Origin of the sequence: Streptomyces sp. NBC_00466 (assembly GCF_041433995.1) — a bacterium.
Lineage (GTDB): Bacteria > Actinomycetota > Actinomycetes > Streptomycetales > Streptomycetaceae > Streptomyces.
Window position 1 is genome coordinate 6,111,926 of record NZ_CP107896.1, and the last position, 13,344, is coordinate 6,125,269.

Annotated in this window: 10 protein-coding genes; 7 read left to right on the forward strand and 3 right to left on the reverse strand. The window is 70.4% G+C overall.

The features are described from left to right. Positions 1 to 41 precede the first annotated feature (41 nt). Positions 42 to 2,606: a RelA/SpoT family protein gene (locus tag OG210_RS27550; RefSeq protein WP_328324715.1), complete on the forward strand. Its 2,565-nt coding sequence runs from the start codon at positions 42 to 44 to the stop codon at positions 2,604 to 2,606. A 90-nt stretch (positions 2,607 to 2,696) separates the two neighbouring features. Here OG210_RS27550 and OG210_RS27555 read toward each other — a convergent pair whose 3' ends face one another. Together OG210_RS27555 and OG210_RS27560 are read right to left on the reverse strand one after the other, a co-directional pair. Beyond that, entirely contained in the window at positions 2,697 to 3,926 is a 1,230-nt protein-coding gene (locus tag OG210_RS27555) for a DUF349 domain-containing protein (RefSeq protein WP_328324713.1), read from the reverse strand. 222 nt (positions 3,927 to 4,148) lie between these two features. Then, entirely contained in the window at positions 4,149 to 4,931 is a 783-nt protein-coding gene (locus OG210_RS27560; protein ID WP_328324711.1) for a peptidylprolyl isomerase, read from the reverse strand. 157 nt (positions 4,932 to 5,088) lie between these two features. Between OG210_RS27560 and OG210_RS27565 the strand changes: the two genes are divergently transcribed. From OG210_RS27565 to rpsD, 5 genes are all read left to right on the forward strand, one after another. Further along, the gene (locus OG210_RS27565; RefSeq protein WP_328324709.1) at positions 5,089 to 5,775 is read left to right on the forward strand and encodes an MBL fold metallo-hydrolase; all 687 of its coding nucleotides are present in this window, start codon (positions 5,089 to 5,091) and stop codon (positions 5,773 to 5,775) included. 10 nt (positions 5,776 to 5,785) lie between these two features. Beyond that, entirely contained in the window at positions 5,786 to 7,048 is a 1,263-nt protein-coding gene (gene hisS / locus OG210_RS27570; protein WP_328324707.1) for a histidine--tRNA ligase, read from the forward strand. Between the two features lie 536 nt (positions 7,049 to 7,584). Next, positions 7,585 to 8,211: a vitamin K epoxide reductase family protein gene (locus OG210_RS27575; RefSeq protein WP_328335342.1), complete on the forward strand. Its 627-nt coding sequence runs from the start codon at positions 7,585 to 7,587 to the stop codon at positions 8,209 to 8,211. Between the two features lie 115 nt (positions 8,212 to 8,326). Beyond that, positions 8,327 to 9,694, forward strand: a complete 1,368-nt coding sequence (locus OG210_RS27580) for a replication-associated recombination protein A (protein ID WP_328324705.1) — start codon at positions 8,327 to 8,329, stop codon at positions 9,692 to 9,694. A 289-nt stretch (positions 9,695 to 9,983) separates the two neighbouring features. After that, positions 9,984 to 10,598, forward strand: a complete 615-nt coding sequence (rpsD, locus tag OG210_RS27585; RefSeq protein ID WP_164265384.1) for a 30S ribosomal protein S4 — start codon at positions 9,984 to 9,986, stop codon at positions 10,596 to 10,598. Here the strand turns inward: rpsD and OG210_RS27590 are convergent. Next, on the reverse strand, positions 10,586 to 12,745 hold the full coding sequence (locus OG210_RS27590) for an AAA family ATPase (protein WP_328324703.1): 2,160 nt from the start codon (positions 12,743 to 12,745) through the stop codon (positions 10,586 to 10,588). The two genes, rpsD and OG210_RS27590, sit on opposite strands and share 13 nt — an antisense overlap. Before the next feature lie 170 nt (positions 12,746 to 12,915). Between OG210_RS27590 and OG210_RS27595 the strand changes: the two genes are divergently transcribed. Beyond that, on the forward strand, positions 12,916 to 13,344 hold the full coding sequence (locus OG210_RS27595) for a DUF948 domain-containing protein (protein WP_328324701.1): 429 nt from the start codon (positions 12,916 to 12,918) through the stop codon (positions 13,342 to 13,344).

Genomic DNA, 13,344 nt, shown 5'->3' on the forward strand with positions numbered 1-13,344 from the left:
TCCCCCAGGCTCCGTCCGGGGGGACCCCCAGAGGAGTGCCCTTGCCAGACGAGGACCGGCCCGCAGCCGCCGCACAGCCCGAGAAGCAGGACCAGAAGGCCGCGGCGGCCCCAGCGACGCCCGAGAAGCCGCCTGCCGGGCAGCCGAAGCCCTCGGCTCCCGTGGTGCGCCCCGGCGGCGCAGCCCCCCTCTCCACGCCCAAGCCCGCCGCCCAGGCGCCCGCGCCGGGACCGGCCGCGCAGGGAGCCACCGCGCGCTCCGCCCCGCAGAGCCCCGCCCCGCAGAGCCCGGTGGCGCGCTCCGGTGGCTCGTCCAACCGGGTCAGGGCCAGGCTCGCGCGGCTCGGCGTGCAGCGCTCCTCGCCGTACAACCCGGTGCTGGAACCGCTGCTGCGGGCCGTGCGGGGCAACGACCCGAAGATCGAGTCCGCGACGCTGCGGCAGATCGAGCGCGCCTACCAGGTGGCCGAGCGCTGGCACCGCGGGCAGAAGCGCAAGAGCGGCGACCCGTACATCACGCACCCGCTCGCCGTCACCACGATCCTCGCCGAGCTGGGCATGGATCCTGCCACCCTGATGGCGGGTCTGCTGCACGACACCGTCGAGGACACCGAGTACGGCCTGGACACCCTGCGCCGCGACTTCGGCGACCAGGTCGCCCTCCTCGTCGACGGCGTCACCAAGCTCGACAAGGTCAAGTTCGGTGAGGCCGCGCAGGCCGAGACCGTACGCAAGATGGTCGTCGCCATGGCCAAGGACCCGCGCGTCCTGGTCATCAAGCTCGCCGACCGGCTGCACAACATGCGCACCATGCGGTATCTCAAGCGGGAGAAGCAGGAGAAGAAGGCCCGCGAGACCCTGGAGATCTACGCGCCGCTCGCCCACCGCCTGGGCATGAACACCATCAAGTGGGAGCTGGAGGACCTCGCCTTCGCGATCCTCTACCCGAAGATGTACGACGAGATCGTGCGGCTGGTCGCCGAGCGGGCGCCCAAGCGCGACGAGTACCTCGCCATAGTGACCGACGAGGTCCAGTCGGATCTGCGCGCCGCCCGTATCAAGGCCACCGTCACCGGGCGCCCCAAGCACTACTACAGCGTCTACCAGAAGATGATCGTGCGCGGCCGTGACTTCGCGGAGATCTACGACCTGGTGGGCATCCGCATCCTTGTCGACACCGTCCGCGACTGCTACGCGGCGCTCGGCACCGTCCACGCCCGGTGGAACCCGGTCCCGGGGCGGTTCAAGGACTACATCGCGATGCCCAAGTTCAACATGTACCAGTCGCTGCACACCACGGTCATCGGTCCCAGCGGCAAGCCCGTCGAGCTCCAGATCCGCACGTTCGACATGCACCGCCGGGCCGAGTACGGCATCGCCGCGCACTGGAAGTACAAGCAGGAGGCCGTCGCGGGTGCCTCCAAGGTGCGCACCGACGTGCCGAAGAGTCCGGGCAAGGGCTCCCGTCAGGACACCGTCAATGACATGGCCTGGCTGCGGCAGCTGCTCGACTGGCAGAAGGAGACCGAGGACCCCAGCGAGTTCCTGGAGTCGCTGCGCTTCGATCTGTCGCGCAACGAGGTCTTCGTGTTCACGCCGAAGGGCGACGTCATCGCGCTGCCCGCCGGTGCCACTCCCGTCGACTTCGCGTACGCCGTCCACACCGAGGTCGGCGACCGGACCATAGGAGCACGGGTCAACGGGCGGCTCGTCCCGCTCGAATCCACCCTCGACAACGGCGATCTGGTCGAGGTCTTCACCTCCAAGGCCGCGGGCGCCGGACCTTCCAGGGACTGGCTGGGCTTCGTCAAGTCGCCCCGGGCCCGCAACAAGATCCGCGCCTGGTTCTCCAAGGAGCGCCGCGAGGAGGCGATCGAGCAGGGCAAGGACGCCATCGCGCGGGCCATGCGCAAGCAGAACCTGCCGATCCAGCGCATCCTCACCGGCGACTCGCTCGTCACGCTGGCGCACGAGATGCGCTACCCGGACATCTCCTCGCTGTACGCGGCGATCGGCGAGGGCCATGTCGCCGCGCAGGGCGTCGTACAGAAACTGGTGCAGGCACTCGGCGGCGAGGAAGCGGCCAACGAGGACATCGCCGAGAGCACACCGCCGTCGCACGGCCGCAGCAAGCGGCGCGCCAACGCGGACCCCGGCGTGGTCGTCAAGGGCGTCGACGACGTCTGGGTGAAGCTCGCCCGGTGCTGCACACCGGTCCCCGGCGACCCCATCATCGGGTTCGTCACCCGGGGGAGCGGGGTCTCCGTGCACCGCGCGGACTGCGTCAACGTGGACTCGCTGTCGCAGCAGCCCGAGCGGATCCTCGAAGTCGAATGGGCACCCACCCAGTCCTCGGTCTTCCTGGTCGCCATCCAGGTCGAGGCCCTGGACCGCTCGCGGCTGCTCTCGGACGTCACCCGCGTCCTCTCCGACCAGCACGTCAACATCCTGTCGGCGGCGGTCCAGACCTCCCGCGACCGGGTGGCCACCTCACGCTTCACCTTCGAGATGGGCGACCCGAAGCACCTCGGACACGTCCTGAAGGCGGTACGGGGCGTGGAGGGCGTCTACGACGTCTACCGGGTGACATCGGCCCGCAGGCCCTGACACCGGGCCGCCGCACCGGACATGGGTGAGGGCCCTCCGCTCGGCGGAGGGCCCTCACCCATGTCCGGGAGACCGGCTGCTTCAGGCCTCTCAGCCGCCGAACTCCTCCAGGCCCTTCATCGCCTGGTCGAGCAGCGCCTGCCGCCCCTCGAGCTCACGGGCGAGCTTGTCGGCCCTGGCGTTGTTGCCGGCCGCACGCGCGGTGTCGATCTGCTTGCGCAGCTTGTCGACCGCGTCCTGCAGCTGCCCCGTCAGACCCGCGGCTCGCGCACGCGCCTCCGGGTTGGTGCGCCGCCACTCGGTCTCCTCGGCCTCCTGGAGCGCCCGCTCCACCGTGTGCATCCGGCCCTCCACCTTCGGCCGGGCGTCACGCGGTACGTGGCCGATGGCTTCCCAGCGCTCGTTGAGCGCCCGGAACGCGGACCTGGCCGACTTGAGATCCCGTACCGGGAGCAGCTTCTCGGCCTCGACCGCGAGCTCCTCCTTCAGCTTGAGGTTCTCGGACTGCTCGGCGTCCCGCTCGGCGAAGACCTCGCTGCGGGCGGCGAAGAAGACGTCCTGGGCGCCGCGGAAGCGGTTCCACAGGTCGTCCTCGGACTCGCGCTGGGCGCGGCCCGCGGCCTTCCAGTCGGTCATCAGATCGCGGTAACGGGCCGCCGTAGCACCCCAGTCGGTCGACCCGGAGAGCGACTCCGCCTCGGCGACCAGCTTCTCCTTGGCCTTGCGGGCGTCCTCGCGCTGGGCGTCCAGCGACGCGAAGTGCGCCTTGCGCCGCTTGGAGAACGCCGACCTGGCGTGCGAGAAGCGGTGCCACAGCTCGTCGTCGGACTTCCGGTCGAGCCGGGGAAGGCCCTTCCACGTGTCCACCAGCGCCCGCAGCCGCTCACCCGCGGACCGCCACTGGTCGCTCTGCGCGAGCTCCTCGGCCTCCACGACCAGGGCTTCCTTGGCGTGCTTCGCCTCGTCGGTCTGCTTGGCCTTATGGACCTTGCGCTCCTCACGGCGCGCCTCGACCGTCGAGACCAGCCCGTCCAGCCGCACCCGCAGAGCGTCCAGGTCGCCGACGGCATGGTGCTCATCGACCTGCCCGCGCAGGTGGTCGATCGCGGTCTGGGCGTCCTTGGCCGACAGATCGGTGGTCTTCACCCGGCGTTCGAGGAGGCCGATCTCGACGACCAGGCCCTCGTACTTGCGCTCGAAGTAGGCCAGGGCCTCCTCGGGAGAGCCTGCCTGCCAAGAACCGACGACCTTCTCGCCATCGGCCGTACGCACGTATACGGTGCCGGTCTCGTCGACACGGCCCCACGGGTCGCTGCTCACAGCGCCTCCATCCACATGATGCCTGCGGAGACTTGTGGGCCCCCGGGCATCGTCCACAGTTTCTTCGGCCGGGCTGCCTGCGCCCCGCACACCGCCAACATAGGCGAACGGCGGGGCGGCTGTCCGCATCCGGCCCATCCGAATATCCCCATATCCCCTGTCCCCGTTCCCTGGTTCCCCCGTGTTCCCCCGTTTCCCCGTTGTTCAGGGAGGGCTCCGGGCTCAGTCCTTCGTGACGGTGGCCTTCGAGATCGTGACGGCCTTCTTGGGCGCCCCGTCCTGGCTCCCGCCGGTCACTCCGGCCTTGGCCACGGCCTTCACCGTCTTCAGTCCCGCTGCGTCCATCGTCCCGAACGGGGTGTAGGTCGGGGGCAGTTTGCTGTCCTTGTACACAAGGAAGAACTGGCTGCCTCCGGTGTGCGGCTGGCCGGTGTTGGCCATCGCCACCGTGCCGGCCGGGTAGGTCACCGTACCGTCGCTGCCCGCCTTGCCGAGCGCGGTCAGGTTCTCGTCCGGGATCGTGTAGCCGGGCCCGCCCGAGCCGTCTCCCTTGGGGTCGCCGCACTGGAGCACGTAGATACCGCTGGTGGTGAGGCGGTGGCACTTGGTCTTGTCGAAGAAGCCCTTGTCCGCCAGTGACTTGAAGGAGTTCACGGTGTGCGGGGTCTTCGCCGCGTCCATGACCAGGGAGACCGCACCCTGGTTCGTCTTGAGGGCGAAGGTGTACTTCGCCTTCTTGTCGATCTTCATCGCGGGCTCGGGCGGACCGGTGCTGCTCGCCGACGGCGACGGGTCCGCGGCCTTGGCGGGGGCGGCCTTGCCGTCGTCGCCCTTGAAGGCCCCGGCTCCCCACGCGATACCGCCCGCCACGACCACCACGGCGACCGCCGACGCGATCACCGTGTTGCGGCGCCGTGCGTTGCGCCGGGCGGTGATGCGGCGCTCCTGCTGCCGCTCGAACTTTTCCCTGGCGAGCTGCCGCCGCCGCTGATCGCTGTTGACCACCGGGTGTTCTCCCTCGTCCGTATGCATGCGTGATGCGCGCGTGTCCGATACCTGTCCGGGCTAGGCCGTACCGTATATGGGTTCGCTGTGTGGTGAGCGGCGCCGGTAGGCTCTCATCTGCTGCATTCTCCCGCTGGACCGACATTTAAGGACGATCGTGCTCATTGCCGGGTTCCCCGCCGGGGCCTGGGGGACCAACTGCTATCTGGTCGCCCCCGCCGCCGGTGAGGAGTGCGTGATCATCGACCCGGGCCACCAGGCGGCCCAGGGAGTCGAGGACGCGCTCAGGAAGCATCGGCTCAAGCCAGTGGCGGTCGTTCTCACCCATGGCCACATCGACCATGTGGCATCGGTCGTCCCGGTGTGCGGAGCGCATGACGTCCCGGCGTGGATCCACCCCGCCGACCGCTTCATGATGAGCGACCCGGAGGAGGGCATCGGCCGTTCCATCGGGATGCCGCTGATGGGCGAACTGACCGTCGGCGAACCGGACGACGTCAAGGAGCTGGCCGACGGGAGCGAGCTGACCCTCGCCGGCCTGGAGTTCGCCGTCTCGCACGCGCCCGGCCATACCAAGGGGTCGGTGACGTTCAGGATGCCCGAGGCGGCGGACATTCCGCAGATTCTCTTCTCGGGCGACCTGCTCTTCGCCGGCTCCATCGGCCGCACCGACATGCCCGGTGGCGACCACGCCGAGATCCTTGAGTCGCTGGCCCGCGTGTGCCTGCCGCTCGACGACTCGACCGTGGTGCTGCCCGGTCACAACGAGCAGACGACCATCGGCCGCGAGCGCGCCACCAACCCGTATCTGCGGGGCCTGGCAGCTCCCCGACGAGGAATGTGACGACTTTTCCGTGAGTACTTTCCAGGCCCCCAAGGGCACGTACGACCTTCTGCCGCCCTCGTCCGCGAAGTTCCTCGCGGTACGCGCGGCGCTCGCCGCCCCGCTGCGGAACTCCGGCTACGAGTACATCGAGACGCCCGGCTTCGAGAACGTCGAGCTCTTCTCGCGCGGGGTCGGCGAATCCACCGACATCGTCTCCAAGGAGATGTACGTCTTCGAGACGCGCGGCGGCGACCGGCTCGCGCTGCGCCCCGAGGGCACCGCTTCGGTACTGCGTGCCGCGCTGGAGGCCAACCTCCACAAGGCCGGGAACCTGCCGGTCAAGCTCTGGTACTCCGGCTCGTACTACCGCTACGAGCGCCCGCAGAAGGGCCGCTACCGCCACTTCTCGCAGGTGGGCGCCGAGGCGATCGGCACCGAGGACCCCGCGCTCGACGCGGAGATGATCATCCTCGCCGACCAGGCCTACCGCTCGCTCGGCCTGCGGCAGTTCCGCATCCTGCTCAACTCGCTCGGGGACCGCGAGTGCCGTCCGCTCTACCGTGACGCGCTCCAGGGCTTCCTGCGCGGGCTCGACCTGGACGAGGACACCCAGCGGCGGGCCGAGATCAACCCGCTGCGGGTGCTCGACGACAAGCGGGCCGACGTACAGAAGCAGCTGACCGGCGCACCGATGCTGCGGGACTACCTGTGCGAGGCGTGCAAGGCGTACCACGAGGAGGTCCGCGCCCTGCTGACCGCCGCGGGCGTCGCGTACGAGGACGACGTGAAGCTGGTACGCGGCCTCGACTACTACACCCGCACCACCTTCGAGTTCGTCCACGACGGACTCGGCTCGCAGTCCGCGGTCGGCGGCGGCGGCCGCTACGACGGGCTCTCCGAGATGATCGGCGGCCCCGCGCTGCCGTCGGTGGGCTGGGCGCTCGGCGTGGACCGCACGGTGCTGGCGCTGGAGGCGGAGGACATCGAGCTCGAACTGCCCGCCACGACCAGCGTGTTCGCGGTGCCGCTCGGCGAGGAGGCCCGGCGGGTGCTCTTCGGGGTGGTCACCGAGCTGCGCAGGGCGGGCGTCGCCACCGACTTCGCGTACGGCGGGCGCGGTCTCAAGGGCGCGATGAAGAGCGCCAACCGCAGCGGGGCCCGCTTCACCGTGGTCGCGGGTGAGCGGGATCTCGCCGAGGGCGTCGTCCAGCTCAAGGACATGGAGTCCGGCGAGCAGAGCGGGGTGCCGCTCGACGCCCTCGTCGAAGAGGTCCGCAAGCGGCTCGGCTGAAACCGGCCCCACTGCTGAACCCGGCACACCCTGCGGCCCGGGCGGAGACTCTCCGCCCGGGCCGCAGGCGCAGGACCGCCACGAAAATCCTGCCCATTCGGGACGAGAGGGGCGGAGACGTCAACCCGGCGTGTGCCCATTCGTTCTGCCGGGCAATTGCGACACATGATCGCCGGGTACGGTTCACGGCCCCCGGACAGCCCGCGCGCGGGACGGCTCCGGCGGCGCCCCGGGGGCGAGGACCTGCGGCCACCCGGTCACGTCGGCCCCTGCCTGCCCTCCCGTGCACGCGCTCCCGGACACATGGCCCGGGCCGAATGCGCAGGTCGCAGCGGGTCCGCCGGGACGGCACTGTGATACGCCGGGTGCCGCCCGCGTCCGCCGGCCGGGCCCGCCACCCGGCCGGAAGGCCTTCCGGCGGGCGGGCCGCCCGGCACAGGCGTCCGCACCTCCTTATCTCCATCGAACAGTGCGAACCCCGCGCGGTGCGGCACAATGAGCCTGCCCACAGGCCACAGGAGCGATGGATCGGCATGATGACGACGACAGTGGTTGACGACGTGTCCGCGCAGCAGGACGGGAAGACCGGCGCGAGCCGTGCCTTCGGCTGGCTTCTGGTGATCACCGGAGCCGCCGGGCTGGTCGCGGCGTGGTTCATCACGCTCGACGAGTTCAAGCTCCTGAAAGACCCGAACTTCACCCCCGGCTGCAGCCTCAACCCGGTGGTGTCCTGCGGCAACGTGATGAAGAGCGCGCAGGCCTCGGTCTTCGGCTTCCCCAATCCGATGCTGGGGCTGGTCACCTACGCGGTCGTGATCGGCGTCGGCATGAGCCTGATCGCGGGCGGGCGCTACAGCCGCTGGTACTGGCTGACGTTCAACGCGGGCTGCCTCTTCGGCGTCGGCTTCGTCACCTGGCTCCAGTACCAGTCCCTGTACAACATCAACTCGCTCTGCCTCTGGTGCTGCCTGGCCTGGGTGGGCACGATCACCCTCTTCTGGTACGTCACGTCGCACAACATCCGGCACGGTCTGCTGGCCGCCCCCGGCTGGCTGCGGAGCTTCTTCGACGAGTTCACCTGGGTACTGCCCGTCGTGCACATCGGGATCATCGGCATGCTGATCCTCACCCGCTGGTGGGACTTCTGGACCGGGGCGCACTGACCCCGCGGAGGCCGGTGACCCCGAGGAGGCCGGTCCCGGGCGGGCCGGTCCCGGCCGGCGGCAGCGGCCCGGCGGCCTTGTCAGCCGCGTGACTGGTCTGGCATAGGGTTTGTACGTGGAACCCGATCTGTTCACCGCCGCGGCCGAAGAGCGCCAGGAGAAGGACCCGTCCAGCAGCCCCCTGGCTGTACGGATGCGTCCGCGCACCCTGGACGAAGTGGTGGGCCAGCAGCATCTCCTGAAGCAGGGCTCACCACTGCGACGGCTCGTCGGCGAGTCCGGCGGCGGACCTGCCGGGCCCTCGTCCGTGCTGCTCTGGGGGCCGCCGGGCATCGGCAAGACGACCCTCGCCTACGTCGTGAGCCAGGCCACCCGGAAGCGGTTCGTCGAGCTCTCCGCCATCACGGCGGGCGTCAAGGAAGTCCGCGCCGTGATCGACGGCGCGCGCAGGGCCTCGGGGGGATACGGCAAGGAGACCGTCCTCTTCCTCGACGAGATCCACCGTTTCAGCAAGGCCCAGCAGGACTCACTGCTTCCCGCGGTGGAGAACCGCTGGGTCACGCTGGTCGCCGCGACCACCGAGAATCCGTACTTCTCGATCATCTCGCCGCTGCTCTCCAGATCCCTGCTGCTGACGCTCGAATCGCTCACCGACGACGACCTGCGGTCGCTGCTGCACCGGGCACTCACCGAGGAGCGCGGGCTCGGCGGCGCCGTCACGCTGGCGCCCGCGGCCGAGGCGCATCTGCTGCGGATCTCCGGCGGTGACGCCCGCCGCGCCCTCACCGCACTCGAAGCGGCGGCCGGCGCGGCCATGGCCAAGTCCGAGCCGGAGATCACGCTCGGGACGCTGGAGGAGACGGTCGACCGCGCCGCGGTGGCGTACGACCGTGACGGCGACCAGCACTACGACGTGGCGAGCGCCCTGATCAAGTCGATCCGCGGCTCCGACGTGGACGCGGCCCTGCACTATCTGGCCCGCATGATCGAGGCGGGGGAGGACCCGAGGTTCATCGCCAGACGGCTGATGATCTCCGCCAGCGAGGACATCGGACTGGCCGATCCCACCGCGCTGCCGACCGCGGTCGCCGCCGCCCAGGCGGTCGCCCTGATCGGCTTCCCCGAGGCCGCGCTCACCCTCAGCCACGCCACGATCGCGCTGGCGCTGGCCCCCAAGTCGAACGCGGCGACGACGGCGATCTCCGCCGCCCGCGCCGATGTGCGCGCGGGCCTTGTCGGGCCGGTTCCGGCGCATCTGCGCGACGGGCACTACAAGGGCGCCGCCAAGCTCGGCCACGCCCAGGGCTACGTCTATCCGCACGACGTCCCGGGCGCCATCGCCGCCCAGCAGTACGCCCCGGACTCCGTGCGGGGCAAGCGCTACTACGAGCCCACCCGGTACGGCGCCGAGGCACGCTACGCGGACGTGGTCGAGAAGGTGCGGGAGCGGCTGTCGGGCGAAGGCACGGACGGACGCCAGTGACGACGCCGGCCGGGTGCGGTCGGGGCCGCTCCGACCCCGGTCATCAGCACTACCGCGGAGCAGGTACTCTGTACGAGAGTTCGTGTGCGCTCGGCTGCTGACGGCATCCGGGCGGTTTCAAGTCCGCTGGGACGCGGCTGACCACGATCTGATCGGACCTCCGTCGCGTCGACGCCCAGAGCGTCGGCCTTCTTTGTGTTGTCCGTGATGTGACTGGTTGTTCCCCGGGCGAGACATGCGATCTCCATTGAGCAAGGTGAGTCGAACCAACCATGGAGGTCTGGAGAACGTGCCTAACCAGTCGCGTCCCAAGGTCAAGAAGTCACGCGCGCTCGGTATCGCGCTGACGCCGAAGGCTGTCAAGTACTTCGAGGCCCGTCCGTACCCGCCGGGCGAGCACGGCCGTGGCCGCAAGCAGAACTCGGACTACAAGGTCCGTCTGCTGGAGAAGCAGCGTCTGCGCGCCCAGTACGACATCAGCGAGCGCCAGATGGCCCGCGCCTACGACCGCGCCAAGAAGGCCGAAGGCAAGACGGGCGAGGCGCTGGTCGTCGAGCTCGAGCGCCGTCTCGACGCCCTGGTCCTGCGTTCGGGCATCGCCCGCACCATCTACCAGGCCCGCCAGATGGTCGTCCACGGTCACATCCAGGTCAACGGCGGCAAGGTCGACAAGCCGTCGTTCCGCGTCCGTCCCGACGACGTCGTGATGGTCCGCGAGCGCAGCCGCGAGAAGGTCCCCTTCCAGGTTGCCCGTGAGGGTGGCTACGACACCGAGGGCGAGACCCCGCGCTACCTCCAGGTGAACCTGAAGGCCCTGGCCTTCCGCCTGGACCGCGACCCGAACCGCAAGGAGATCCCGGTCATCTGCGACGAGCAGCTGGTCGTCGAGTACTACGCCCGCTGATCCGGACGTACCTCGCGCTTCACCGCTTCGGCCCGTCGTCCCCTCGCTCCTCGCGGAGCAGGGGGCGGCGGGTCTTCGCGTGCCGCCGGGCCGTGCAGCGCACGCGCGACCGCGGCGTCCCGGCCGAGCTGTGCACCCCGCGACAGGAAACTCTCGTAGACCTCGGGCCCCAGCTTGCGGCGGGCCCCTTCCTCGCACCGCTGATGCGGCGCGTTGTAGTACGCCGAGCCGAAGAGCGGCAGCCCCACCGATGACCAGAGCCGCCCGGCCGCGCCCTGCAGCAGCGCGGCCTCCGTGGCCTCGCCGCCCTCCAGGGCGAGCAGCGCCATCAGCTCCAGGGCGAGCACCGTGCCCAGCTGGTCGTGGAAGGCGTGGCTGGTCGTGAGGCACTCGGACAGCAGCTCGCGGGAGCTCGCCGCCCGGCCGTCGGACCAGGCCTCGAAGGCCAGTACATACAGCGCGTAGGCCCGCGCCCAGCGCTCGCCGTGGTCCTCGCAGACCGCCACGACGTCCTGGCAGATGGCGGCCGCCTCGGCGAGCCGGCCGCGGAAGCACACCGCCATCGCCAGCTCGACCTGCCCCATCAGGACGTTACTGTTGAGTTCGCCGAGCTCCCGGTACTGCCCGATCGCCTCGCGCAGCAGTTCCTCCGCGCGCGGCATGTCATCGGTGACCAGCGCCAGACAGCCGGTCCTGTGCAGCGCGTACGCGGCCGCCACCGGGTCACCGGTGTGCTGTGCCGCCTCGTGGCACTCGTGGAGAGCGGCCACCGCGGCCACCGCGTCGCCCTGGAGCACCGCCACGTATCCCAGGACCCAGAGCGCCTTGAGCCGTGCGCCGTCGGGCCCGCCCTCGGCCTCCAGCACATGCTCCAGCCAGTGCCGGCCCTCGGCGAGACGCCCGCAGCCCGCCCAGTAGAACCAGAGCGTTCCCGCCAGGTACTGCGCCAGATGGACGTCCCCGGAGTGTTCGAGCGAGAACTCCAGCGCGCCCCGCAGATTGGGCAGTTCACTGTCCACGCGGGCCGCGATCCCGGCCTGCCGGGGGCTGAACCAGTCCAGCTCGCACCAGGTGGCCAGCCCCAGGAACCAGTCGCGGTGGCGCCGCCGGAGCCGCTCGGTGTCCCCGGTCGCGGCGAGCCACTGCGCCCCGTAGTCCCGGATCGTGCCGAGCATCCGGTAGCGGACGCCCGCCGGGGTGTCCTCCCGTACCAGTACGGACTGCGCGAGCAGCTCGTCCAGCACCTCCAGGATGCCGTCGGGGGGCAGTTCGGGGCCGCCGCAGATGTACTCGGCCGCCTCCAGGTCGAACTGCCCGGGGAACACGGAGAGCCGCGCCCAGAGCAACCGCTGCTCCGGGGTGCACAGTTCATGGCTCCAGCCGATCGCCGTGCGCAGCGTCCGGTGGCGCGGCAGCACGCCCCTGCCGCCCCCGGTCAGTAACCGGAACCGGTCGTCGAGCCTGCCCAGCAGCTGCTCGACCGAGAGGGCCCGCATCCGTCCCGCCGCCAGTTCCAGCGCGAGCGGGATCCCGTCCAGCCGCCGGCACACCTCCGCCACCTGCGCGGCGTCGCTCCGGGCGAACCGGAATCCGGGCCGTCCCGCCGAGACGCGGTCGGTGAAGAGCCGTACGGCGTCCCGGTCCCGCATCGGCCCCAGCGGGAGGGTCAGCTCGCCCTCGATCGCCAGGGGCCGCCTGCCGACCGCGATCACCCGCAGTCCCGGTGCGCCGCGCAGCAGGGCGAGGAGCAGTCCGGCGCACGCGTCGACCAGGAAGTCGAAGCCGTCGACCACCAACAGCAGCTCCCGCCCGGCGAGATGGCGGGTCAGCACCTCCTGCGGCGGCCTGCTCGTGTGGTCGGTCAGCCCCAGGGCCTCGACCAGCGTGTGCTCGATCAGCTCCGGGTCGCGCAGTGCGGACAGCTCGGCCAGCCACACTCCGTCGCAGAACCGTTCCTGCAGCGTTCCCGCCACCTGCGTCGCCAGCCGTGTCTTGCCCACGCCGCCGACTCCGACCACGGTGACCAGCCGGGACGATCCGACGAGTCTCGCCAGCTCGGCGGTTTCGGCTCTGCGCCCCATGAACCGGCTGAGCTCTGCCGGAAGGCTGCCGGGTGCGGTCCGATGGCCGGTCGAGTCGCTTCGCATAGAACACGGAGAGTACGCGGAGGTAAGCACTACGTACAATCCGATACCGGAAGTCCCGGCGCGCACAGCGGATATCCGGTACAGGGGCGGAGTTCCGGCGCGATAGGCTCGGAACCCGCAATCGACGTGACCCAACGACGTGACTTCCGACGACCAGAGAGCGGTGCAACGTGTCCGGTGGAGAGGTGGCCGGCATCCTGGTGGCCGTCTTCTGGGCGATCCTGGTCTCCTTCCTCGCCGTGGTGCTTGTGAGGCTGGCCCAGACGCTCAGGACGACCACCAAGCTGGTGGCGGACGTGACGGAGCAGGCCGTGCCCCTGCTCGCCGACGCCTCCACGGCCGTCCGGTCGGCGCAGACCCAGCTGGAGCGGGTCGACGCCATCGCGACCGATGTGCAGGAGGTCACCTCCAACGCGTCGGCGCTCTCCACGACCGTCGCATCGACCTTCGGTGGACCGCTGGTGAAGGTCGCGGCCTTCGGCTACGGCGTCCGCCGGGCCCTCGGGCGCAGGGACGGGGCGGAACCGGAGAGCCCGCGCCGCCCGGTGATCGTCGGCCGCACGGTGCCGGCCCCACGGCGTAGGAAGCGGAAGGGCTGA

What these genes read in the sequence shown, in the direction of transcription:
- OG210_RS27590 (WP_328324703.1), bottom strand. Translation starts at nt 12,745, where the DNA reads ATGCGAAGCGACTCGACCGGCCATCGGACCGCACCCGGCAGCCTTCCG.
- OG210_RS27575 (WP_328335342.1), top strand. Translation starts at nt 7,585, where the DNA reads ATGACGACGACAGTGGTTGACGACGTGTCCGCGCAGCAGGACGGGAAG.